The sequence below is a fragment of the Marichromatium bheemlicum genome (assembly GCF_012276755.1).
Taxonomy (GTDB): Bacteria; Pseudomonadota; Gammaproteobacteria; order Chromatiales; family Chromatiaceae; genus Marichromatium; species Marichromatium bheemlicum.
Genome location: NZ_JAAXKX010000025.1, coordinates 19172 through 41319 on the forward strand (window position 1 = coordinate 19172; position 22148 = coordinate 41319).

Consider the following 22148-nt stretch of genomic DNA (forward strand, 5'->3'; position numbering starts at 1 on the left):
GGTGGGCCGGCCTCATGTCGGGACCCCTAGGCGGGGGTCTCGGTCAGCTCCTCTAGCTCGACGCGTTGCTCTTTGGCGATCAGCTGCGAGGGTTCGATCAACTGGATCATACGCTTCTGACCCTCTAGGTTGGCTACCCGCGCGATCAGTCTGGCCTGCTCGCTGGAGAGCTGTGGCGCCGGCTCGATCGCCGTCTTCGGGATCTTGAGCACCTCGGCTACGGAGTCGACGATGAAGCCGGTACGTATGCCCTCGAGCAGGAATACCATGATGCGCTGTCGATCGTTACGCGCGACTGTCGGCAGGCCGAAGCGGCGGCGCTGGTCGATCACCGGCAATACCGAGCCGCGTAGGTTGATGACCCCTTCGACGAAGTCGGGTGCCTTGGGGACATGGGTGAGTTCGTCGGGGAGGCGGACAATCTCCTGTACGCTTTCAATGGGGATGCCGAACTCCTCCTTGTCGAGCCGGAATACCACCATCTGCTCCTCGTCGTCGTCCTGCTCGTCGCCCTCAATGTCGTCATCGGTACGATTGTCGTAGTCCATGTCTTCCACGCTGTTCAAGGCCTCTCGGATCGATGAATGACGAAAGAGTCTGTCTGTCGAGATGATGGAGACCAGACGCTGTCCTTCATCGAGTCGGCAGATCTGCTCGATGTCCGACAGGTCATCATGTCGCGCCAACAGCTTGGGCATGGCGTCGACCGCCGACCAGGGGACGCGCAGCACCTCGTTGACGCTGTCCATCGCCAGGCCCACGGCGAACTCTCCGAGCTGTACCACCAGGACGCGGCTGTGTTCGTCGGCGGTGTGTGGCGGCAAGTCGAACAGACAGCGCAGCGAGACCAATGGCAGTAGGCGATTGCGCAGTGTCATCAACCCGATCACATGGGGTTCGGCACGCGGGATCTTCACCACCTGTTCGGGGAACTGCACAATCTCCTGCACGTTTTCGATCGGAATGGCGTATTCCTGCTCGGCGACCTCGAAGCTGACCAGCTGGAGCTCGTCCGCGTCCTCTTCCTCCTCCTCCTCGACACCCCTGGTCTCGGCCAGTGCCGCGGCGCCATGCCGAGCCAGGGTCGTGATCGCGGTGAATTCGGTGTCGATCAGCCGTTTGAAGTCGAGCTCCATTACCATGGGGAAACCGCCGACGTCCTTGATCAGCCCGCAGAGCAGGTCGGTCTTCACCGTCGCTGCCAGTGACCCGACCTCCTCGATACACGAGGGCTCGACCCCAACCACACTGCTGACGCGATCGACAACGAACCCCAGTGGCTGACCGAGATCGATCACCAGGGCGCGCGTGGCGTCGTCGTCGTCGCGTTCCTCGAAGCCGAACAGACGACGCAGGTTGATGATGGGCAAGACCTTGCCGCGCAGGTTGGCCAGGCCCTCCAGGGTGGCGGGCGCGAGCGGTACCCGGACCACATCGGGGACCCGGATGATCTCTTGTACCGGCGCCATGTCGACGGCGAAGACCTCGCTACCACACACGAAGATGACGAACTGACGCAGGTCGTGCTCCTGCCCCTCTGTGGCCACATCCTCGCCGCTCGGCGCGGCGGGGGGTGACGATTTGACCAGGTCTTGGGTCATGACTGTCTCCCGCGTAACCACGATGGGCCTCAAGCGCTCTGCAGCTCATCGGCCAGCGAAGCGATCTCCTCGATGGCCGCCGCCAGCTCCTCCGCTCCCTGTGATTGCTGGCGGGCCGCAGCCGCAGCCTCGGTCGAGGCCTTCTCGGCCTCCTGGGCGGCCGATGCGATCTGGTCGACCCCGACCTTGACCTGTGCGATGGCGGCGGAGATCTCGCTGGCCGCGGCCTCGATCTCCGTCGATGAGCGGCTGACCTCGGCGATATCGGTCTCGATGGTCTCCAGTCCCGTGGTGATCGACTTGGCCTTTTCCGCCTCGCTGATCGCCGCCGAGATGATCTCCTCCAGATCGCGTCCGACGACACCGATCTGGTCCTGTACCGCCTTCACCAGGTCCTTGATGCGGTCGGCGTTCTCCGCCGAGTCGTGAGCGAGGTTGCGGATGTCGGTGGCAACGACCACAAACCCCTTGCCGAACTCTCCGGCGCGCGCGGCCTCGATCGAGCCGTTGACCGCCAGCATGTTGGTCTGGATGGAGACGGTGGTGATGGCGTCGACGATCTTGTCGATGCGTCGCGAGACCAGTTCCAGGTCCTTGATCTGACGCAGGCTCAGGCGTGAGGAGTCGACCGAGTCCGCGACGCCGGCGATGAGCGCGTCGATGCTGCTCTTGTTGTTGGCCAGCAACTCGGTGATGGCGCCGACCTTCTCGCCCGAGATACGCGAGCGTTGCAGCGAGTCGTCGACCCCTTTCTCGATCTGGTTGATGGCCGTTGCCGACTCCTCGGTGGCCGAGGCCTGTACTTGCGCACTCTTACGGATCTGCTCGACGGCGGCCATGATCTGGGTGCCCGAGCGGTTGATCTCTTGTACCGCCGATGAGAGCTGCTCGGCGGCCGAGGCCACCTCCTCGGCGCTCTTGGTGATATCGGTGGAGTTCTTGAGGTCCTCAGCCAGCTCGGAGAGATTCTGTGCGGCCTGTTCGCACTCGGCCAGTGCCTGGGTCTGTTCGGCGACGGTCTTGGCCGATTCTTCTGATGCCGCCGACTGCTCCTCGGCCGCCGCCGCGATCTCCTCGGCGCCCTTCAGTGCCTGACTCGCCGCGGCGTTGGATTGTTGGGCGCTGGCGGCGATCTCCTGGACCGCGGCGGTGATCTCGATCGCATCGGCGCGAATCTGTTCGAGCTGTGAGGTGACCGCTCGACCGTTCTCGACCTCGCCCTGTACCTTGGTCGCCGAGTCGTTGATGCCGTCGGAGATGACCTTGACCTCGGATTGGATCTGGCCAACCAGATCCTGGATCTGCTTGGCGCTCTTCTCCGATGTCTCGGCGAGTGTGCGGACCTCGTCGGCGACCACGGCGAACCCCTTGCCATGCTTGCCGGCACGTGCCGCCTCGATGGCGGCGTTGAGTGCGAGTAGGTTGGTCTGGTCGGCGATGCGGGCGACGGCCTTGACGATGTCGCCGATGTTGGCCGCCTGTTGCTCCAGCTCGGCGACCATCCTGACCGATTCACCTTGGCGTTTGGCCGCGACCCCGACGTTGGTGATCATGCCGGTGACGTCCGCGCTGACCTTGACGATCAGCGTCTGCGAGGCATCGACCTTGGTCTGCGACAGCGTGGCGTTGTCGAGTTGGCGGTCGAGCGCGGAGCTAACCTGCTTGAAGGCTGCCAGTGACTCCTGCGCCGCCCCTGAAGCCTCCTCGGCGCCAGTGGCGATCTGGTCGGAGGAGCGCTTGAGTTCCTCGGCCGCTGAGGCTGCCTCGTTGATCCCGGAGGAGAGCTGGGCGGTTGCCGAGGCAACGCGTTCGGCGGCCTGCTGCTGCTTTGCCAGGGTGCGTGCGCGCCTGCGTTGTGCCTCTGCCTCGCGGGCGGTTGCCGCGTTGGTGCGTGTCTCGCCGGTCGATTGGGGGCCGGGTGTGCTGGGGGTCTTCACGAGTGCCATGACGGTTTCCTGCGCGATGTGCCAAATATGAACAGGTCAACCGGGATGCCGCCTCGGTGAATGATGAGCTGCGCAACGAGGCAATGCCGCCCTTTGGCCTAATGGATCGGGTCTGTTGGCTGTGTGTCTCTGGTGCTGACTGCCTCCACGCAGTATCGGGCGTGAGCCCTCAATGGGGTGGGATTCGTATCTGCGAGTTTAGGACAGCTTTGGCCGGTTGGCTGGTTGTCGCCCCGGTGAGTGGCCTCGTCAGTGATTCTGTCCCCATTCGTCGGCCCTGTCCACGGCGCTGGGAATGACTTGATGGTGGTCGGGGGGAGCGGTGTCCGTCGAAGGCCCGTCTTTTCGCCTTCGCGGCTTGGCGATTCAAGCCCCCGGCCGTTGACGGTTAGCCGCTGGCGTTGCGGTTTGCTGTTCCGCCTCCAGCTATCTGGTGGTCGATCGAGCGCGGAGGAATACCCGCATGTCGCCGTCCACTCCATCCGAATCCGCCGCCCATCCGCCGCCCGGGGTCAACCGGGTTGCCCTGGCTCAGCCCTTGCGGTGGCTGCGTGCCGGTTGGCGCGATCTGCGCGCCGCTCCCGGCTACAGCCTGCGCTATGGCGCCGGGATCGTGCTGATTAGCCTGGCGATCAGTGTGCCGCTGGCGCTCGGGCGTCTCGCCTTCCTGCTGCCCTTCCTGCTCGCCGCCTTCTATCTGGTCGCACCGCTGCTGGCCATCGGGCTCTACCAGATGAGCGCGCACCTTGAGGTCGGCGAGTCGCTCGAACGCTGTCAGGCGCTCGAGGCCTTCCGCCGCAACCAGGGGCAGCTGGGCATTGCCACCGGCTTCCTGCTGATGATCCTGCAGCTGTGGATCCTTGCCACCGTGTTCCTGTTCATCATGCTGTTCACCGATCCGTTGCCGAGCTGGGAGCGCTTCGTCGCCGTGGTCTTTCTCTCCGGCGATCATCTCGGGCTGGTGGCGGTGCTGGTCGGGGTGGGGGCGGTGTTCGCGGCCGCGGCCTTCTGCATCGCCGCGGTAACGGTGCCGATGTTGATCGATCGCCCGGTCGACGCCTTCACCGCGGCGCGCACCAGCTTCGCCGCGGTGCGGCTCAACTGGGTGCCGATGCTGCTGTGGGCGGGGTTGATCGTGGTGATCGTCGGGCTCGGACTGATGAGCCTGCTGCTCGGGCTGTTCGTTGCCGTGCCGCTGCTCGGGCACGCCACCTGGCACGCCTATCGCGATCTGGTGCCGCGCGACTGAACCGGGCGCTCAGTCCGGGTCGAAGCGGTAGTCGAGCAGCTCGATGTCGCGGGCGAAGTGACGTGCCACCAGCTCGGCGGTGTCATCGTCGTAATAGCTGCGGTAGTCGCGTTTGCGATCGGTGGCCTTGCGCGCGTGAGGGAGTGCCGGCGGGGTGATGCCGATGCGCGTGCAGACAGTGTCGAAGTCGTCGTGGAGCTGTTCGTAGCGACCGATGAAATCGACGATGACCTCGCCGTGGAGGTCGACCAGATAGTCGCTCTGGCGGGTGATCGAGGTGTCGACGTGGTACTGGTAGGGACGCTCGGGGTCGAGCTTCCAGCGCAGGAAGTCGGCGAACTCCTGGTGGCCACCGAGATAGTGCGGGCGCTCGCGGCGGATGTGGTGGAAGGAGCTGACCTGCAGGTCCCAGGGGTTGCGCACGAAGGCGAATTTGAACAGCGAGTCGTAGAAGGGACGCGGCAACAGCTCCTGGGCGAGTACCGCCTTGGCGTGGCGCGGCAGCTTGGTGCCGATGCGGTGACCGCTGAGGTGGCTCATGCGGCTGCACAGGAACATCGGGTAGTACCAGGGGTCGCGCCAGCGTAGCCCCTGGAGCGCGGCGCGCACGCTGGTGCCGCCGGTCTTGGCGATGTGGACGAAGAGGAAGCGATAGCGAGGCGAGAGCAGCATGGAGGTCCCTGGGATGGTGGTGCGGGTGGCGTGGCCGCCGGCATTGTAACGGGCGCTCAGCGCCGACGCTTGGCGCGCGGGTGGGTCTGGTCGTAGACCTGGGCGAGGTGCTGGAAGTCGAGATGGGTGTAGATCTGGGTGGTGCCGATGTCGGCGTGGCCGAGCAGCTCCTGGACGGCGCGCAGATCGGCCGAGGACTCCAGCAGGTGGGTGGCGAAGCTGTGGCGCAGCATGTGCGGATGTAGCCCCTGGGCCAGCCCCTGGACCTGGGCCCACTGTGTCAGCCGCGCCTGGACGGTGCGCGGGTGGATGCGGGTGCCGCGCAGGCTGACGAACAGCGCTGACTCTTCGGGGGCGGCGACGAAGGGACGCAGCAGTCGCCACTGGCGCAGCGCCTCGCGCGCCTTGCGCCCGACCGGTACGCGCCGGGTCTTGGCGCCCTTGCCGACGACCTCGAGTTCGTCGACCTCGAGCGGCACCTCGGCGAGATCCAGTGCGACCAGCTCGGAGAGGCGCAGCCCGGCGGAGTAGAAGAGCTCGATCATCGCCCCGTCGCGGATCTCCAGCACCTCCTCGCGGGGGCGGTCGAGCACCGCGCAGAGCTGATCGGCCTCCAGCGTCCTGGGCAGCTTGCGCGGGGTCTTGGGGGCACGGATATCGAGCGCTGGGCTGGAGGTGACCAGTTCCTCGCGCAACAGCCAGCGATAGAGGGTGCGCAGGCTGGAGAGTTCGCGCTGTAGGGTGCGCCCACCGATGCCGTCGCGATGACGGGCGCCGATATAGCGCTGCACCGTCTCGCCGTCGATGGCCTCGATCGGTACTTCGGCGTGTGTCTCCAGCCAGGCGATGAGGCGTTCGAGATCACGGCGATAGTTGGCGACGGTCAGCGGCGCGAGTCGGCGTTCGTGGGCGAGGTGGTCGAGGAAGCGCGCGAGCAACTGGGTGGAGGTCTCGGCGGACATCGCGTGCTTACTCCTGGTCGCAGCGCTCGACCGTGGTGAGCGCGTTGAGCTTGTGGGCGATGATCTCGCCGAGGCGGTCGAGCAGGTCGGTGCCGAGTTCGGGGCGGAAGCGTTCGGGGTCGGCGCTGCCGATGGCGAGCACGCCCGAGCGGGCGCCGGTGCGGATGGGAACCAGGGCGGCGGTGCGCACGCGGGTTGCCGCCTCGCCGAACAGGACCTCGGCCTTGTCGCCGTCGAGCGGCCCGCAGAGCGCGTGCTTGCGGGCGAGGAAGTCCTCGAAGGCGGCACCGAGCGGGTCGGTTGCGGCGGTCTCGGGATCGCGCGGGAACAGCCTGAGGGTGACGGCGTCGGCGCGGAACTCCTGCAGCAGCACCTCGCGCAGTCGCGTGCACAGCTGTTCGGGGTCGTTGATCGCGATCAGCTTCAACACCAGTGCGTGCAGCCGGGTCGAGAGTGACTCGTACTCACGGGCGCGGGCGATGAGCTGGCCGAGGCGCTGGCGTTCGGTGTCGAGCTCCTGGCGTAGCGTCCGCACCTGACGTTCGATCAGCGAGATGGCGCCGGCGCCGGTGGGGTGTGGGATGCGGAGTGCGGAGAGGATCTCCGGGTGGTGTTCGAAGAAGTCGGGATGGCGTTGCAGATAAGCGGCGACCGTGGCCTCCTGCGCCTCGTCCCTGTCCTCGGGCTGCTCTGCCTGTGTGATCACGATTGACCCCTCATAGAACGATCTCCCCGTGGAACACTGATTCGGCTGGCCCGGTCATCCACACGACGTCATCCGGGCCGCGCCAGTCGATTATAAGCCCCCCGCCCGGCAGGTCGACGCGTACGCGCTCGTCGAGCAGCCCGCGCAGCCGCCCGCTGACCACCGCGGCGCAGGCGCCGGTGCCGCAGGCCAGGGTCTCGCCGGCGCCGCGCTCGTGCACCCGCAGGCGGATCGCGTCGCCGGCGAGCCGTTGCATGAAGCCGACGTTGACCCGTTGCGGGAAGCGCGGGTGGTGCTCGATCGCCGGCCCGAGTCGTGCCACCGGCGCGCGCTCGACGTCCTCGACCAGCAGTACCGCGTGCGGGTTGCCCATGGAAACGGCGCCGATCTGGTGGTGCTCGCCCGCGACCTCGAGACCGTAGCAGGTTGCCTGGGCGTCGGCGATGAATGGGATTTCGCTGGGTTCCAGCCGCGGTCGGCCCATGTTGACCCGGACCTGGCCGTCGCCCTCGAGGTAGAGGCGGATCGCCCCGGCGGCAGTACCGACCGGGATCTCGTCATGCGTGGTCAGCCCTTGCTCGCGCACGAAGCGGGCAAAGCAGCGCGCGCCGTTGCCGCACTGCTCGACCTCGGAGCCGTCGGCGTTGAAGATCCGGTAGTGGAACTCGGTGCCCGGCAGCCGCGGCGGCTCGACCAGCAGGATCTGGTCGCAGCCCACGCCGAAGCGCCGGTCGGCGAGTCGGCGCAGCCGCTCGGGGGTGAGCGCGATGTGCTGGCGCACCGCGTCGAACACCACGAAGTCGTTACCGAGCCCGTGCATCTTGGTGAAGCGGACCTTCATCACGTCGATCTCCTGCATGCCGCCGCCGGGTTCATCCCGGCATGCGTCCCCAGACCGCCAGATGGCGGTCGCTGACGACTCCGACCTCGAAGCCCTCGAGCCCGGCGGTGTTGAGCTGTTCGACCACCTCGCACGGCTCGTAGGCGGCGAACAGCGAGTGGCGGAAGTCGCTGCGCAGCACCTCGGGCTCGTCGGCGACATAGGTCTCGACCAGTGCTTCGGCCCAGCCCGCCGAGGGCGGCCGGAACAGATCCATCACCAGTACCAGGGCATCGGGGTTGGCTTGGGTGCGGATCGTCTGCCACAGCACCTGGGGGTCATGGAGGTGGTGGAGCAGGCTGTTGGAGAGGATGAGGTCATAACGGCAGCCCTCGAGACGGCTTGAGGGGAGGCGATCGTGTATCAGTTGCCAGCGCCCGGCGAATGGTTCGCCACCGGCCTCGAGGGTGGTGCGCGCCTGTTCGAGCATGGTCATGGCACCGTCGAGTGCATCGCAGTGCAGCCGTGGATAGGTGCGCAGCAGGCGGTGCACGATGTCGGCTGGGCCGCAGCCGAGGTCGAGTGCTGCCGTGCCCGGTAGCCCGCCACTTGCGTGACGGGCCAGCAGCCGCATGAACAGGCTGTTGGACTCGGAGAAGTCAGCCTCGGCATAGGCGCGGGCCTGCTCCTCGGTGTCCATCAGCTCGGGCTCGGGGCGACGTTTCACGGTAGCCTCCGTTCCCCCGCAAACAGCGACTCGATCGACTCACGCTCGCGCACCAGGTGGACCTCGTCGCCGTCGACCATGACCTCGGCGGCGCGCGGGCGGCTGTTGTAGTTCGAACTCATGGTGAAGCCGTAGGCGCCGCTGCCGCGCACCGCCAGCAAGTCACCGGCACGGATGGCGAGCTGGCGCGCCTTGCCGAGGAAGTCACCGGTCTCGCACACCGGGCCGACCAGGTCATAGCGCTGGGTCTCGAGCGAGGGGTCGAGGTGCACCGGCACGATCTCCTGTTCGGCCTGATAGAGCGCTGGGCGCAGCAGGTCGTTCATGGCGCCGTCGATGATGGCGAAGTGACGCGCCTCGGTCGGTTTGAGGTACTCGACGCGGGTGAGCAGCACGCCGGCGTTGCCGGCGATGGCGCGGCCCGGCTCGATGAGGACTTCGTAGGGCTTGCCGGCGAGACGGTGGCGGATGGCGGCGGCATAGGCGGCTGGGTCGGGCGGCAGCTCGTCACGATAGCGGATACCGAGCCCGCCGCCGAGATCGAGGTGCTCGATGGCAATGCCGGCCTCGGCGAGGCGGTCGGCGAGCGCGAGCACTCGGTCGAGGGCGTCGATGAAGGGGGCGAGGTCGGTGAGCTGCGAGCCGATGTGGCAGTCGATGCCGGTGACCCGCAGGTTGGGCCGCGCGGCGGCGTCGCGATAGACCGCCTCGGCGGCGCGGATGTCGATGCCGAACTTGTTCTCGCGCAGTCCGGTGGAGATATAGGGATGGGTGCGGGCGTCGACGTCGGGGTTGACCCGCAGCGACACCGGGGCGATCACGCCGAGCTCGCCGGCGACCCGGTCGAGACGGTCGAGTTCGGCCTCGGACTCGAGGTTGAAGCAGCGGATGCCGACCTCGAGGGCGCGGCGCATCTCGTCGGCGCGCTTGCCGACGCCGGAGAAGACCACCCGCGCCGGATCGCCGCCGGCGGCGAGCACGCGCTCGAGTTCGCCCACCGAGACGATGTCGAAGCCCGAGCCGAGTCGCGCCAGGGTGTCGAGCACGGCGAGGTTGGAGTTGGCCTTGACGGCGAAACAGACCAGGTGCGGCTGCTCGCCGAAGGCGCGGTCGAAGGCGTGCCAGTGACGCTCCAGGGTCGCCCTGGAGTAGACGTAGCAGGGGGTGCCGAAGCGCTCGGCGATCTCGGTGAGGGGGACGGACTCGGCGTGGAGCAGGTCGTCTCGATAGTTGAAGTGATCCATGCGGCGTCGATGTGGTGCTCGGCTAGGGCTGATCGGGGGCGGGGACCTCGGGAAGGTCTTCGCCGGTGGTCGTTGGTGGCGTGCCCGGCTCCGGCTCGGGCAGGTAGAGCGGACCCTTCTGGCCGCATGCACCGAGCATGCTGACGGTCCCGAGCACCAGGATGATGGCGATGAACAGATAACGGGCCCAACAGAGCATTGGAGCGTCTCACGCGAAAAGGGGTTGAGTCGGGCCTCTAGTATACATTCCAGCGCGGCGCGCGCGGGTCAGCGCGCGCGTCGGCGCGCCGCCAGGGTCAGCCCCTGGCTGGCCTGCTTGGCAAAGTGCTGGAAGTCCTCGAATAGCGGCTCGGTGAGGGCGCGGGCGCTGGTGGCGCGGTCGGCGTAGAGCAGGCCGATGCCCTGCCCGGCGATGTCAATCGGGGCGATCATGAAGGGGGTGCGCCCGAGTGCCTGGATGACCGTCGCCGGGACCTCGTCGAGTGCGCGCTCCTGGATACAGCGCGGTTGCTGGCGCTCGAGGGCGACGAACAAGGGGTGAGATTGCCGTGGCAGTCGGGTGAACTGGAAGCGTGCGAGCAGCCGCTCGTGCTCACTGCCGAGGGCGTACCTGGCCTTGAGGGTGCGCTTGTCCGGGGTGATCAGAGCGAACACCACCCGGTCCATGCCGACGCCGCGATGGATACCCTCGAGGGCCAGGGTCATCACCTGGTTGAGGTTGGCCGTCCCGCCCTCGATCAGCGCCGAGAGTTCGCGCAGCACGCGCAGCTGGAGTTGTGCATCGGGTTCGGGGACGGCGGTGGTCGCCGCGGTTGGACGTTGGTTGGGGGCGGGTTGGTCGAGGGTGGGTTGGTCGGACGCGGGTTGGTCGGACGTCTCGTCGTGTTGCGGGATGTGCGGTACGGCGATCTGGGCGCCGATGTCGGCGGCCATCTCGGCGGCCTCGCGGGCGTTCTGCTGCAGCCTCTTGTGGGTCTCGCCGATTGCCAGGTCGATCATCTTGGCGGTGCGTTGGACCAGTTTCTGCATCCGTGCGCTGCGCCAGCCACCGTCCTCGGCGCAGAGTGCGATCTGTTGACCGAGCACCACGGTCTGGATCCGTTCGTCGAGCATGCTGGGGGTGGCGATCGCCTCGCGCACCAGGTCATTGAGGTGCCAGACCCGGGCTAGCTGGCCGCTGAGCTGGTTGAGGCGGAAACCGAGGATGCGTTCCTGACCGCGTTCGGGGAGGGTGGCGGGCTGCTGGCGGTAGAACTGATCGAGCGCCTCGGCCTGTTCACCGCCGAAGCACCAGAAGGCCAGCTCGCCGACGCGATGCAGCAGCGCGGCGATGAAGACCTCCTCGGGTGCCTTGTCCTCACGCGCGGTGGCGATCGAGCGGGCCTGCATCGCCGCGTGGATGGCGCGTGCCAGTTCGCGCGCGACGCGCTCGCGGGTGGCCCCCTCAATGGTGTCGTCGACCAGGGTCGCGGCCAGGCACATGTTGCTCACGGCGTTGAAGCCGAGCACCACCACGGCGCGGTTGACCGTGGTCAGGGTATAGCCGCTACTGGCGCCTGCCGGATTGTAATAGACCGAGTTGGCGAGTTTGAGGATACGGGTGGTGAGCGAGGGGTCCTGCATGATCACCTGGGCCAGCGCGGCGGCGGGGGCCAGCTCGTCGTCGAACACCCGCAGCACCTGATGCACGGTGTTGTTGAAGATCGGCATCTCTCGCTGTTGGATCAGCTCGACCCACTCGGCCAGGCGGCGTTTTGGCGCGGGGCGCTGCGTGTTCACAAGACGAACTCCTGGTGGGACGGCTGTTGGTGGTCCCGAGTGATGTTGGAGACGACCGGCTGGCTGAGGTGCCAACCGACGGCGCGGTATGCGCTGGCGTGCCGTTGCGCTCGTCCAGTTTACCGGGTGGGTGAGGGGCGTTCTTCTAAGCTTCCCCGCATCATCATGTGGGTGAATCGGGGGCGAATAAATGTCCTGGTTGTCGATTCTGCGGGCTGGGGTACTGGCGTTGGCTCCCGTGGTGGCGATGGCCGACGACTGGCCGTCGGGCTGTCGTGTCGGTGACCCCTTGCCGGTCCAGCAGGGGACGCCGGCGCTGACCCTCGCCGGAGTCTATCGCAAGGGGGTGCGGGTCTCCGACTATTGGGTGAGCGAGAAGCTCGATGGGGTGCGCGCCTACTGGGATGGCTCGCGACTGTTCAGCCGCAGCGGGCGGGAGATCGTCGCCCCGGCGGCCTTTACCGACGGCTGGCCGCGTCTCGCGCTCGATGGCGAGTTGTGGCTGGGGCGAGGTCGCTTCGAGCCTTTGTCCGGGATCACTCGCCGGCAACAACCCGACCCGGAGGCCTGGCGCGGGGTGCGTTTCATGGTGTTCGACCTGCCCGGTTGCGCGCTCGATTTCGATGGTCGGCTGCGGGCGTTGCGCCGGTTGTTTGCGACACCTCAGCCAGCGTCGTTGCAGCGCGTCGAGCAGTGGCGGGGTCGTGATCATGTCCGCCTGATGGCGCGGCTGCACCGTGTGCTCGCCGCTGGTGGCGAGGGGCTGATGCTGCGTCGTGCCAGCGCGCCCTATCGGGCCGGTCGCGGTGACGATCTGCTCAAGCTCAAGCCCTACCAGGATGCCGAGGCCCGGGTGATCGCCTACCTGCCCGGCAAGGGACGGCTGCGCGGCATGGTCGGGGCGTTGTTGGTCGAGGATGGCGAGGGGCGGCGTTTTCGGCTCGGCAGTGGGCTGAGCGATGCCGAGCGGCGCGATCCGCCGCCGCTCGGTGCCTGGGTGACCTTTCGTTATCAGGGATACACCCGTAACGGGATCCCGCGCTTTGCGCGTTACCTGCGGGTGCGAGAGCGCGATGAGTGAGCGCTGGCGCCTCCATGCGCCGGCGGTGGTTCAGCGCAGGCCGCGCAGTACCGCCGCCTCGATCTGGCGGGCGAAGGGGGGTTCACGGTCATTGGTGTGTTGCTGCGCCTGGGTGAGTTCGTCCCAGGTCTGCAGTTGTGGCTGGTGCTCGGGCACCAACGCGTGCGGCTGCTCGCGTGGATCGAGGAAGGTATCGCGAGAGGGGGTACGCATGATCAGCTCCTCGTTGAGGTCGGTTGAGCACTTGGGCAGAGGGTGGGGCTGACGGCCAACAGCGCAAGGGCGCCCCACCCCAGTGAGTTCTTACAGTGCGCGGCAGGTCTCAAGGACGACCGGCGCGCGGGTGCGGCCCGAGCGCGAGCCCTGGGCCTCCATCGCCTTGACCACCTCGATGCCGTCGACGACCTGGCCGAAGACCACGTGCTTGCCGTCGAGCCAGGGGGTAGGCACCAGAGTGATGAAGAACTGCGAGCCGTTGGTGTCAGGACCGGCGTTGGCCATCGACAGCATGCCGGGACGGTTGTGACGATGCTCGAAGTTCTCGTCGGGGAAGCGTTCGCCGTAGATCGAGCGTCCCCCGGTGCCGTTGCCGTTGGTGAAGTCACCGCCCTGGATCATGAAGCCGGGGATGATGCGGTGGAAGGGGCTGCCGGCGTAGGCGAGCGCCTCGCCCTGCTCGCCGGTGCAGAGTGCGCGGAAGTTCTCCGCGGTCTTCGGGGTGGTGTCGGCGAACAGCTCCAGGGTGATGGTGCCGGCCGGCTCACCGTCGATGGACACGTCCATCGCTACCCGGGGGTTGGCCGCCAGCGCGGAGGTGGCGATGGTGGCGAGCGCCAGCGCGGCGAGAGAGGGCAGGGATCTGGACATGCGGGCTCCTGGATGATCGCGGTTGCACGGACCCGGCGGCTCGGGCGCCGCTCCGACCCCTGTACTGCTGGGGAGCGGTGACTGCGGCACGACGCGATGCGGATCACGCACCGCCCCGCCAGGGCTCGCCCCATTGTGGTGCCACTCGACGGTAGGTGCAATCGGCGGGGTCAGCCATCAGCCATCAGCCATCAGCCATCAGCCGCCAGCGACCAGCGACCAGCAAAGGCGGCGCGCGACGCCCCGCTTCTGCGACGGTGGTCGAGGACGACCACCCACTGGAGGCTGATGGCTGGCGGCTGGTGACTGAAGGCGGCTGGTGACTCGTGCCGGGTCCGGGACCTATGCGATGATCGGGCCAGGTACATCCTCAATCATCGCAGTGGAGCCGGTATGTCGACGCTCGAACTCACCCCTTATCCCGATAACAGCGCCGAGGCGTTGCTGCGGGTCATCACCCTCTTCATCGTCAGTGATGGCGAGGTCGCTGACGGCGAACTCGAGGTCCTCGACGACCTCGGGGTGTTCGAGACGCTCGGGGTCGATCACAACCGTTTCGCCGAGGTCTTCGACGCTTATTGCGACGACCTGATCGCCCATGCCGGGACTGCGCACTACGTCGGGTTGAACGACCCGAGCTGGATCGACGCGGTGCTTGCACCGATCACCGAGGTGTCGTACCGGCGTTTGCTGGCGCGCATCCTGTTGCTGGTGGCACGGGCAGACGGTCATTTCGCCGACAGCGAGCTGGCGGTGTATCGGCGCATCCTCGAGCGCTGGGAGATCGATCTCGACTCGCTCGCCGAGGCCGACTGAGCCGTCTCACCAAGCCTCGATGAGGAGCAGTGCGGCGATCGCCCAGAGTGCGCCGCGCAGCCAGTTGCGATAGCTCGTCGCACCGTGGCGGCGGCGCACCCGGATGCCGATCCACAGTGCCAGCAGCACCGCCGGGAGCAGTATCAACGCCAGCCCGATTACGCTGGGGTCGAGCGCGTCGCGGCTGGCGAAGCCGAGTACCTGACCGCTCTTGCTGGTGATGAAACTGAGATTGAAGGTCGCCACCATCAGCACCGGGTTCATCCGGGTGTAGAGCGCGAAGGCCACCACCACCGGGGCGAAGATGTTGATCAGCCCCGCCAGCAGACCCATGCTCAGTCCGAGCAGTGCCAGCGCCCAGTGCGGCACCCGGCGCTCCGGGCCGCTGCCCTGACGGCGCTCGAGCAGCAGGAAGGCGACCAGCACCAGCGCCAGCAGGATCTGGAAGGGCTGCGGGTCGATACTGAGCAACAACTGGGTGCCGATTAGACTGCCGATCATGGTGCTCACCGGCAGCGGCCAGAAGCGGTGCAGCGCCTCGCGCCAGTGGCGTTCGTGGGCGATGCTCACCAGGTTGATGAGGATGGTCGGGATCAGGGTCAGCAGGATCGCCATGCGCAGGTCCATCACCAGCGCCAGCAACGGGGTGGCGAGCAACGGGAAGCCGAAGCCGAGGGCGCCATGGGTGAAGGCGGCGACGGTGAGGATGACGAGGGTGGCGAGATCGGTCAGGGAGAGGATGGCCTGATCCTCCTGAGGCTGGGTTCAAACCGCCCAGCATAGCCGAGATCCTTGGGGCGATAGACGCTCGACCTTGGAGATGCGGATGATGCTCTGCAAAGACGGGCGCTGGTGGGTCGGTCTGCTGCTCTTGTTCGGTACCGCGGTGGTGCCGGCCCGCGACATCGATCTGGTGGTGATCCATGCCACCGGGGGGCCGGGCTGCAAGGCGGGGCGGTTGTGGCACTCGGGGGGCGGCACCCTCGCCTCCAATCAACGCCACTTCGCTCGGACCCCGGGGATTAGCTACCACTATCTGATCGGGCGCGACGGCACCACGGTGGCCGGGACACCGGTCGCCCAGGTTGCCCATCACGCCCGTGGCCACAACGCCCACTCGATCGGTATCGAGTTGGTCAACGACGGCGATGGCCGCGATCCCTTCCCCGAGCCCCAGATCCAGGCGCTGATCGTGCTGCTGCGCCCGCTGCTCGTGACCTATGATCTGAGCCCGGCGCAGGTGCGCGGGCACGGTGAACTCGACACCCGCAGCTTCGTCTGTGGTGGGCGGCGCTACAAGTCGAAGGTCGATCCGGGCGGTGCCTATCCGGGGTTCAGCGGCAATTTCCCCTGGCGGCGGCTGCGAGAGGCGCTGGCGCGCTGAGGGGTCAGGCGTGATGCCTGTCGCCGTCGAGGTGGCGGAGCTGTTCACGCGACGGTGTCCAGAAGGCGATCCGGTTGCGTCCACCTTGCTTGGCGGCGTAGAGCTTGCGGTCGGCGCACTCGAGCAGGGTCGAGAGCCGGGCCTCGATGTGTCCGCCGAGTTCGGCCACGCCGATGCTGATCGTCACCGAGAGCGGCCCGCGATCGGTCTCGATCGCGGCCGCAGCGACGCGCTGGCGCAACCGCTCGGCGGTCTCGCAGGCGGTGTCGAGGTCGGTCTCGGGGAGCAAGGCGGCGAATTCCTCGCCGCCGTAACGACAGAGGATGTCGCTCTGACGCAGATTGTCCTTGAGCCGGTTGGCGGTGGTCTGTAACACCTGGTCCCCGACGAGATGCCCATGGTGGTCGTTGATCGACTTGAAGTAGTCGATGTCGATCATCAGCGCGCTGCTCGGGGTGTGCTTGCGCGCCGCCTGGGTCAGGCTCTGCTCGGCCAGCGACCAGAAGTGACGACGGTTGAACAGCCCGGTGAGTGGATCGGAGATGGCCAGTTGCTCGAGGTCGCGCTCGAGCTGTTTCTGCTCGGTGATGTCGCGCGAATAGAGCGCCAGTTGTGAGATCCGCTGGAGACTGTCGCAGACCGGGTAGAGGATGTGGTCGAACCAGCGGTCGCGATACTGTTCCTGGAATCGCACCGGCGCGCTGCTGTCGGTCACGCGTTGGAGTTGCTGGCGCAGATTGGTGCTGACCTCGGCGGGGAGCAAGGCGAACAGGCTGCGCCCGACCAGTTGGCGGCGATCGCGGTGCAATTGTCGGGCGGTCATGTCGTTACAGGCGATCAGCTTGCCGGTGACGTCCATCAGCAGCATCGAGTCCTCTGGGGTGTCGAGCAGTGCGCGTAGTGTCGCCTGGTTGTCACGCAGCGCCAGTTCGGCCTGCTTGTAGGCGGAGATGTCGGTGATGAAGCCCTCGAGTGTCACCAGGTGATCGTGCTCGGACCAGAGTCCCCAGCCGCGCTCCCAGGCCCAGCGGATGGTGCCGTTGGCATGGTTGATCCGGTACTCGATCTCGAAGGTGCGGTGCGCGGCGAGTGCTGCCTGGACCTGGGTCCAGACCGGGGCGCGGTCCTCGGGGTGGATGAGCTCGGCGTAGATGACCCGCGAGCGCATCAACGCCTCCTGCGGATAACCGGTGAGCGCCAGACAGCCGGCGCTGACATAGTCCATGCTCCAATCGCTGTCGTTCTGACAGCGATAGGCCATGCCGGGGAAGTTGTCGAGCAGCGCCACGATGTCGGGCCGGTTGGCGGCGTGGTGCTGGGCCTCGAGTGCGGCGAGACGGCGGCGTAGCGTCGCGTTCTCGATACGCAACTGCTCGCTGTCTGAAGCTGGGGGGTGCATTGCCGCGCTGCCTCCGCGAGGTGCCGCTGTCCGGGTGCGACGGGTCAAGGGTATGCGATGGATGATCGCTCGTCACGGCCGCTGAGGGCTGCGAGGGTGCGTTCGGAGACCATGGGGTGAGCATGGCTCATGGAGAGGCGGGCGCCAAGGTCATTGGGGACTGCCGGGATATCGGCAGAGGTGGGGCGGTGCGGGGGATTTGCAATGGGCCGGGGCGCCGCCAGGCGCCCCGTGGGCGCGCCCCGGCGGGGCGCGCGACCGGGATCAGATCATGAACAGGTCCATGAACTGGTTCACCGGGGTCTGCATCAGACGCTGCTCGTCCTGGCAGAGGTCGTAGATGCGCTGTGCCTGACCCTTGGGGAAGCGGGTCTTGAGCGCGGCGAGGAACTTCGCCTCGAGCACCGGGATGCCCTCGGCGCGACGACGACGGTGACCGATCGGGTACTCGACCTCGACCAGCTCGGTGCTGCTGCCGTCCTTGAAGAAGACCTGTACCGCGTTGGCGATCGAGCGCTTTTCGGGATCGAGGTACTCGGCGGTGTAACGCGGGTCCTCGCGCACCACCATCTTCTCACGCAGCGCGTCGATGCGCGGATCGGCGGCGACGCCGTCCTCGTAGTCGGCGGCGGTGAGACGGCCGTGGATCAGCGGCACGGCGACCATGTACTGCAGGCAGTGGTCGCGGTCGGCCGGGTTGTAGAGCGGGCCGTCCTTGCTGATGATGCGGATCGCCGATTCCTGGGTGACCAGCTCGATGCGCTCGATCTCGTCGATGCGGTCCTTGACCTGGTCGTGCAGGCGCATCGCGCACTCGACCGCGGTCTGGGCGTGGAACTCGGCAGGGAAGCTGATCTTGAACAGGATGTTCTCCATCACGTAGCTGCCGTAGTCGCGCTGGAAGGCGAACTTGTTGCCCTTGAACAGCACGTCGTAGAAGCCCCAGGTCGGCGCGCTCAGCACCGAGGGCAGGCCCATCTCGCCTCGATCGACCATCATCGCCAGACGCACCGCGCGCGAGCTGGCATCGCCCGCTGCCCAGGACTTGCGCGAGCCGGTGTTGGGGGCGTGACGGTAGGTGCGCAGCGCCTGGCCGTCGACCCAGGCCTGCGACAGGGTGTCAATGACCTGGTCGCGATCGGCGCCGAGCATCAGTGCCGAGACCGCCGCCGAGGCCACCTTGACCAGCAGCACGTGGTCGAGACCGACGCGGTTGAAGCTGTTCTCGAGGGCGAGCACGCCCTGGATCTCGTGCGCCTTGACCATGTACTGGAGCACGTCGCCCACGGTCAGGGGCGCGGCGCCGTCGGCCACTGCCTTGCGCGAGAGGTAGTCACCGAGACCGAGGATGGCGCCGAGGTTGTCCGAAGGGTGACCCCATTCGGCGGCGAGCCAGGTGTCGTTGAAGTCGAGCCAGCGGACCATGGCGCCGATGTCCCAGGCGGCCTTGACCGGGTCGAGCTGGAACGCGGTGCCGGGCACGCGCGAGCCGTTGGGCACCACGGTGCCGGGGACGATGGCGCCGAGGTGCTTGGTGCACTCGGGGTACTGCAGCGCGAGCATGGCGCAGCCGAGCGAGTCCATCAGGCAGTGGCGGGCGGTGGTGATGGCCTCGGCCGAGTCGATCTCGGTGTTGCAGACGTAGTCGGCGATGGCGACCAGTTCCTGATCCGGATCGGGGCGGACGTTGGCGTCGGCGATATGTGCGCTCATTTGGATGAGGTCTCCAGTGGGTTGGGAATGCGGTGGCTTGCAGCCGCCGGCCACCAGCCCCAGCCTCGAGCTGGTAGCTGGTAGCTGGTAGCTGGTAGCTGGTAGCTGGTAGCTGGTAGCTGGTAGCTGGTAGCTGGTAGCTGGTAGCTGGTAGCTGGTAGCTGGCTCAGCGCTGCTTGATCGGCAGCCAGTTGAGGTCCTCGGGGCCGACGTAGTTGGCGCTCGGGCGGATGATCTTGCCGTCCTGGCGCTGCTCGATGACGTGAGCCACCCAGCCGGTGGTGCGCGAGATCACGAAGAAGGGGGTGAACATCGCGGTGGGCACGCCCATCTGCGCGTAGGACACGGCCGAGAACCAGTCGAGGTTGGGGAACATCTTCTTGAGGTCCCACATCACCGTCTCGAGACGCTCGGCGACCTGGAACATGCGCATGTCGCCATTGCCCTCGGAGAGGCGCTTGGCCACGGCCTTGATTACCTTGTTGCGCGGATCGGCGATGGTGTAGACCGGGTGGCCGAAGCCGATGATGATCTCCTTGCGCCCGACCCGCTCGGTGATGTCGGCCTCGGCCTCGTCGGCGGTGGCATAGCGGTTTTGGATGTCACAGGCGACCTCGTTGGCGCCGCCGTGCTTGGGGCCGCGCAGCGCGCCGATGGCGCCGGTGATCGCCGAGTAGATGTCGGAGTTGGTGCCGGCGACCACGCGCGAGGTGAAGGTCGAGGCGTTGAACTCGTGCTCGGCGTAGAGGATCAGCGAGGTGTGCATCGCGTGCACCCACTCGTCCGACGGGGTCTGGCCGTGGAGCAGGTGGAGCAGGTGGCCGCCGATCGAGTCGTCGTCGGTCTCGACCTCGATGCGCCGACCGTTGTGCGAGAAGTGATACCAGTACATCAGCATCGAGCCGAAGCTGGCGATCAGGCGGTCACCGATGTCGCGCGCGCCGGCCACCGACATGTCTTCCTTCTCGGGCTCGAGGGTGCCGAGCACCGAGCAACCGGTGCGCATCACGTCCATCGGGTGGGCCGAGGGCGGCAGCTGCTCGAGCGCGGTCTTGAGCGCCGCAGGCAGGCCGCGCAGGCCCTTGAGCTTGCGCTTGTAGGTGGCCAGCTCGGCGTGGTTGGGCAGGCGCCCGTGGATGAGCAGGTAGGCGATCTCCTCGAACTCGGCCTGGTCGGCGAAGTCGAGGATGTCGTAGCCACGGTAGTGCAGGTCGTTGCCGGTACGACCGACGGTGCAGATGGCGGTGTTGCCTGCGGCGGTGCCGGACAGGGCGACGGACTTCTTCGGCTTAGGCAGCTGGCTCTGCGAGGTCTCGGCCATGATTCTCTCCTCGGATCGGGTTGGCCCCGGGCACGGTGCAGTGCACGGCGGGGCGGGAGACGGCGGCCGATCAAGGCCGCCGTCTCCGGCGTCAGCGGGTTACTCGGGTTTGTTCTGCTCGAACAGCGCGTCGAGCTTCTGCTCGAAGGCGTGGTAGCCCAGGTAATCGTAGAGTTCCATGCGGGTCTGCATGGTGTCGATGACGCTGGCCTGGGAGCCCTCGTTGCGGATCGCCTGGTAGACGTTGAGCGCGGCCTTGTTCATGGCGCGGAAGGCCGACAGCGGGTAGAGCACCATGGAGACGCCGACCTCGGCCAGCTCGGTGGTCTTGAACAGCGGGGTGGCGCCGAACTCGGTGATGTTGGCCAGCACCGGGACGTTGACCGCGGCGGTAAACTGGCGGTACTGCTCGAGGTCGGTCATCGCCTCGGGGAAGATCATGTCGGCGCCGGCCTCGACACAGGCCACGGCGCGCTCGATGGCCGCGTCCATGCCCTCGACGGCGAGCGCGTCGGTGCGCGCCATGATCACGAAGTCGTCACGACGTGCGTCGACCGCGGCCTTGATGCGATCGACCATCTCGGCCTGCGAGACGATCGCCTTGCCCGGACGGTGACCGCAGCGCTTGGCCGCGACCTGGTCCTCGATGTGGCAGCCGGCGGCACCGGCCTGGTTGAGCAGGCGAACGGTACGGGCGATGTTGAAGGCGCCGCCCCAACCGGTGTCGGCGTCGACCAGCAGCGGAACCTCGGTGGCGTCGGTGATGCGACGCACGTCCTCGAGGACGTTGTCGAGGCTGGTCATGCCCAGGTCGGGCAGGCCGTAGGAGCCCGCGGCGACACCGCCACCGGAGAGGTAGATGGCACGGTAGCCGGTGCGCTCGGCCATCATCGCGTGATAGGCGTTGATCGCGCCGACGATCTGCAGGGGGTTCTCTTCCTGGACCGCGAGTCGCAGTCGTGCGCCGGCTGTCATGGTGTCGCTCATGATGTTGGGTCTCCTTGAACGGTCCGGACGCGCGCGGCGTCCGTGACTGTGGTGGTTGACGATGCTCGGGGCTGGCCCGGGTTTCACCGTCCGGTCTGTGGGACGAGGCGTCGGGCGATGGCCTCACGCGAGGCGCGGATGTGGCGACGCATCAGCCACTCCGCCAGCTCGCCGTCGCGCGCCGCAATGGCGTCGACGATGAGTTCATGCTCCTTGAGCGCGTCGCGCGCCCGTTCGCTCCTCATCCCGAACTGGCAGCGGTACATCCGCGCCAGGTGGTAGAGATCGTTGCAGAGAATGTCGAACAACCGCTGGTTGCCACCGCCCTGGACGATGCGGAAGTGGAAGTCCAGATCGCCCTCCTCCTGGAAGTAGGTCTGCCAGTCGTCGCGGGCGATCTCGCCACGATGCTGTGCCAGCAGCCGCTTGATCTCGTCGATGGCCTCATCCGGCATGCGCTCGGCGGCGATCCGCGCGGCCATACCTTCGAGCGCCTCGCGCACGTCGTAGATCTCGAGCAGCTGGTCGCTGTTGAGTTGGATCACCCGGGCGCCGACATTGGCGCGGCGCTCGACCAGCTTGATCGACTCGAGTCGACGTAGCGCCTCGCGCAGCGGGCCGCGACTGATCCCGTAACGGGCAGCGAGCACCGGCTCGCTGATCTTGCTGCCCGCGGGGATGCTGCCCTCGACGATTGCCTGGCGCAGCTGATCGAAGATGCGATCGGCGATGGTTGCGCTTGGCTCGATGGGGGCCGTGGTCGCCTTGGTCATCAGGATTGTCGACACTTTCAAAGAATGACAGCGAAGATATCGTGTTTTTCGGCTTTGTCAATCCTGATTGTCGACAATGCTGCAGATTGAGGCCGTTGATA

At 67.0% G+C, this 22148-nt stretch carries 22 protein-coding genes; 4 read left to right on the forward strand and 18 right to left on the reverse strand.

Annotated elements, in window-relative coordinates:
* Nucleotides 1–26 precede the first annotated feature (26 nt).
* Together HF203_RS14010 and HF203_RS14015 are read right to left on the reverse strand one after the other, a co-directional pair.
* A complete protein-coding gene (locus HF203_RS14010) occupies nucleotides 27–1601 on the reverse strand; it encodes a chemotaxis protein CheW (RefSeq protein ID WP_168670726.1) in 1575 nt (524 codons plus the stop codon).
* A gap of 29 nt (nucleotides 1602–1630) precedes the next feature.
* Nucleotides 1631–3547: a methyl-accepting chemotaxis protein gene (locus HF203_RS14015; protein ID WP_168670727.1), complete on the reverse strand. Its 1917-nt coding sequence runs from the start codon at nucleotides 3545–3547 to the stop codon at nucleotides 1631–1633.
* A gap of 463 nt (nucleotides 3548–4010) precedes the next feature.
* Here HF203_RS14015 and HF203_RS14020 point away from each other — a divergent pair, with 463 nt between their 5' ends.
* A complete protein-coding gene (locus tag HF203_RS14020; RefSeq protein WP_168670728.1) occupies nucleotides 4011–4796 on the forward strand; it encodes a DUF2189 domain-containing protein in 786 nt (261 codons plus the stop codon).
* 9 nt (nucleotides 4797–4805) lie between these two features.
* Here the strand turns inward: HF203_RS14020 and HF203_RS14025 are convergent, their stop codons facing one another.
* From HF203_RS14025 to HF203_RS14060, 8 genes are all read right to left on the reverse strand, one after another.
* On the reverse strand, nucleotides 4806–5468 hold the full coding sequence (locus HF203_RS14025) for a sulfotransferase family 2 domain-containing protein (RefSeq protein WP_168670729.1): 663 nt from the start codon (nucleotides 5466–5468) through the stop codon (nucleotides 4806–4808).
* A gap of 56 nt (nucleotides 5469–5524) precedes the next feature.
* Entirely contained in the window at nucleotides 5525–6430 is a 906-nt protein-coding gene (gene xerC, locus HF203_RS14030; protein ID WP_168670730.1) for a tyrosine recombinase XerC, read from the reverse strand.
* A gap of 7 nt (nucleotides 6431–6437) precedes the next feature.
* A complete protein-coding gene (locus tag HF203_RS14035; RefSeq protein WP_168670731.1) occupies nucleotides 6438–7136 on the reverse strand; it encodes a DUF484 family protein in 699 nt (232 codons plus the stop codon).
* Nucleotides 7137–7146: 10 nt separating this feature from the next.
* Nucleotides 7147–7977, reverse strand: a complete 831-nt coding sequence (gene dapF / locus HF203_RS14040) for a diaminopimelate epimerase (protein WP_168670754.1) — start codon at nucleotides 7975–7977, stop codon at nucleotides 7147–7149.
* A gap of 31 nt (nucleotides 7978–8008) precedes the next feature.
* Complete coding sequence (locus HF203_RS14045; RefSeq protein WP_343043931.1) at nucleotides 8009–8683, reverse strand: class I SAM-dependent methyltransferase; 675 nt, start codon at nucleotides 8681–8683, stop codon at nucleotides 8009–8011.
* Entirely contained in the window at nucleotides 8680–9927 is a 1248-nt protein-coding gene (gene lysA / locus HF203_RS14050; RefSeq protein ID WP_168670732.1) for a diaminopimelate decarboxylase, read from the reverse strand. Before lysA ends, HF203_RS14045 begins: the two co-directional genes overlap by 4 nt.
* Before the next feature lie 22 nt (nucleotides 9928–9949).
* Entirely contained in the window at nucleotides 9950–10126 is a 177-nt protein-coding gene (lptM, locus tag HF203_RS14055) for an LPS translocon maturation chaperone LptM (protein ID WP_168670733.1), read from the reverse strand.
* Between the two features lie 68 nt (nucleotides 10127–10194).
* Nucleotides 10195–11706 carry an HDOD domain-containing protein gene (locus HF203_RS14060; RefSeq protein WP_343043932.1) on the reverse strand — a complete coding sequence of 504 codons (1512 nt, stop codon included), beginning with the start codon at nucleotides 11704–11706 and terminating at the stop codon, nucleotides 10195–10197.
* 190 nt (nucleotides 11707–11896) lie between these two features.
* On the opposite strand from HF203_RS14060, the gene HF203_RS14065 reads away from it, so the two are divergent.
* Nucleotides 11897–12787, forward strand: coding sequence for a DNA ligase (locus HF203_RS14065; protein ID WP_168670734.1), 891 nt, complete (start codon nucleotides 11897–11899; stop codon nucleotides 12785–12787).
* A 30-nt stretch (nucleotides 12788–12817) separates the two neighbouring features.
* Here the strand turns inward: HF203_RS14065 and HF203_RS14070 are convergent, their stop codons facing one another.
* Nucleotides 12818–13000, reverse strand: a complete 183-nt coding sequence (locus tag HF203_RS14070; RefSeq protein ID WP_168670735.1) for a hypothetical protein — start codon at nucleotides 12998–13000, stop codon at nucleotides 12818–12820.
* Between the two features lie 90 nt (nucleotides 13001–13090).
* A complete protein-coding gene (locus HF203_RS14075) occupies nucleotides 13091–13654 on the reverse strand; it encodes a peptidylprolyl isomerase (RefSeq protein ID WP_168670736.1) in 564 nt (187 codons plus the stop codon).
* A gap of 393 nt (nucleotides 13655–14047) precedes the next feature.
* Between HF203_RS14075 and HF203_RS14080 the strand changes: the two genes are divergently transcribed.
* The gene (locus tag HF203_RS14080; protein ID WP_168670737.1) at nucleotides 14048–14470 is read left to right on the forward strand and encodes a TerB family tellurite resistance protein; all 423 of its coding nucleotides are present in this window, start codon (nucleotides 14048–14050) and stop codon (nucleotides 14468–14470) included.
* Between the two features lie 6 nt (nucleotides 14471–14476).
* Here HF203_RS14080 and HF203_RS14085 read toward each other — a convergent pair whose 3' ends face one another.
* Nucleotides 14477–15211, reverse strand: coding sequence for a TSUP family transporter (locus HF203_RS14085; protein WP_343043935.1), 735 nt, complete (start codon nucleotides 15209–15211; stop codon nucleotides 14477–14479).
* An 85-nt stretch (nucleotides 15212–15296) separates the two neighbouring features.
* Here HF203_RS14085 and HF203_RS14090 point away from each other — a divergent pair, with 85 nt between their 5' ends.
* Nucleotides 15297–15854 (forward strand): N-acetylmuramoyl-L-alanine amidase, encoded by a 558-nt coding sequence (locus HF203_RS14090; RefSeq protein WP_168670738.1) that lies wholly within the window; start codon nucleotides 15297–15299, stop codon nucleotides 15852–15854.
* 4 nt (nucleotides 15855–15858) lie between these two features.
* Here HF203_RS14090 and HF203_RS14095 read toward each other — a convergent pair whose 3' ends face one another.
* The 5 genes from HF203_RS14095 to HF203_RS14115 form a co-directional block, all read right to left on the reverse strand.
* On the reverse strand, nucleotides 15859–17253 hold the full coding sequence (locus HF203_RS14095) for a sensor domain-containing diguanylate cyclase (RefSeq protein WP_168670739.1): 1395 nt from the start codon (nucleotides 17251–17253) through the stop codon (nucleotides 15859–15861).
* Between the two features lie 264 nt (nucleotides 17254–17517).
* Nucleotides 17518–18966, reverse strand: a complete 1449-nt coding sequence (locus HF203_RS14100; protein ID WP_168670740.1) for a bifunctional 2-methylcitrate dehydratase/aconitate hydratase — start codon at nucleotides 18964–18966, stop codon at nucleotides 17518–17520.
* Between the two features lie 166 nt (nucleotides 18967–19132).
* Complete coding sequence (gene prpC, locus HF203_RS14105) at nucleotides 19133–20287, reverse strand: bifunctional 2-methylcitrate synthase/citrate synthase (RefSeq protein ID WP_168670741.1); 1155 nt, start codon at nucleotides 20285–20287, stop codon at nucleotides 19133–19135.
* Nucleotides 20288–20386: 99 nt separating this feature from the next.
* On the reverse strand, nucleotides 20387–21274 hold the full coding sequence (gene prpB / locus HF203_RS14110) for a methylisocitrate lyase (RefSeq protein WP_168670742.1): 888 nt from the start codon (nucleotides 21272–21274) through the stop codon (nucleotides 20387–20389).
* An 83-nt stretch (nucleotides 21275–21357) separates the two neighbouring features.
* Nucleotides 21358–22047 (reverse strand): GntR family transcriptional regulator, encoded by a 690-nt coding sequence (locus HF203_RS14115; RefSeq protein WP_168670743.1) that lies wholly within the window; start codon nucleotides 22045–22047, stop codon nucleotides 21358–21360.
* Nucleotides 22048–22148: the final 101 nt, after the last annotated feature.

Coding starts and splice junctions, on each gene's coding strand:
- HF203_RS14070 (WP_168670735.1), bottom strand. CDS start 13,000: ATGCGTACCCCCTCTCGCGATACCTTCCTCGATCCACGCGAGCAGCCG.
- HF203_RS14095 (WP_168670739.1), bottom strand. CDS start 17,253: ATGCACCCCCCAGCTTCAGACAGCGAGCAGTTGCGTATCGAGAACGCG.
- lptM (WP_168670733.1), bottom strand. CDS start 10,126: ATGCTCTGTTGGGCCCGTTATCTGTTCATCGCCATCATCCTGGTGCTC.
- lysA (WP_168670732.1), bottom strand. CDS start 9,927: ATGGATCACTTCAACTATCGAGACGACCTGCTCCACGCCGAGTCCGTC.
- prpB (WP_168670742.1), bottom strand. CDS start 21,274: ATGAGCGACACCATGACAGCCGGCGCACGACTGCGACTCGCGGTCCAG.
- HF203_RS14020 (WP_168670728.1), top strand. CDS start 4,011: ATGTCGCCGTCCACTCCATCCGAATCCGCCGCCCATCCGCCGCCCGGG.
- xerC (WP_168670730.1), bottom strand. CDS start 6,430: ATGTCCGCCGAGACCTCCACCCAGTTGCTCGCGCGCTTCCTCGACCAC.
- HF203_RS14075 (WP_168670736.1), bottom strand. CDS start 13,654: ATGTCCAGATCCCTGCCCTCTCTCGCCGCGCTGGCGCTCGCCACCATC.
- HF203_RS14015 (WP_168670727.1), bottom strand. CDS start 3,547: ATGGCACTCGTGAAGACCCCCAGCACACCCGGCCCCCAATCGACCGGC.
- HF203_RS14080 (WP_168670737.1), top strand. CDS start 14,048: ATGTCGACGCTCGAACTCACCCCTTATCCCGATAACAGCGCCGAGGCG.
- HF203_RS14100 (WP_168670740.1), bottom strand. CDS start 18,966: ATGAGCGCACATATCGCCGACGCCAACGTCCGCCCCGATCCGGATCAG.
- prpC (WP_168670741.1), bottom strand. CDS start 20,287: ATGGCCGAGACCTCGCAGAGCCAGCTGCCTAAGCCGAAGAAGTCCGTC.
- dapF (WP_168670754.1), bottom strand. CDS start 7,977: ATGAAGGTCCGCTTCACCAAGATGCACGGGCTCGGTAACGACTTCGTG.
- HF203_RS14065 (WP_168670734.1), top strand. CDS start 11,897: ATGTCCTGGTTGTCGATTCTGCGGGCTGGGGTACTGGCGTTGGCTCCC.
- HF203_RS14010 (WP_168670726.1), bottom strand. CDS start 1,601: ATGACCCAAGACCTGGTCAAATCGTCACCCCCCGCCGCGCCGAGCGGC.
- HF203_RS14025 (WP_168670729.1), bottom strand. CDS start 5,468: ATGCTGCTCTCGCCTCGCTATCGCTTCCTCTTCGTCCACATCGCCAAG.
- HF203_RS14090 (WP_168670738.1), top strand. CDS start 15,297: ATGATGCTCTGCAAAGACGGGCGCTGGTGGGTCGGTCTGCTGCTCTTG.
- HF203_RS14115 (WP_168670743.1), bottom strand. CDS start 22,047: ATGACCAAGGCGACCACGGCCCCCATCGAGCCAAGCGCAACCATCGCC.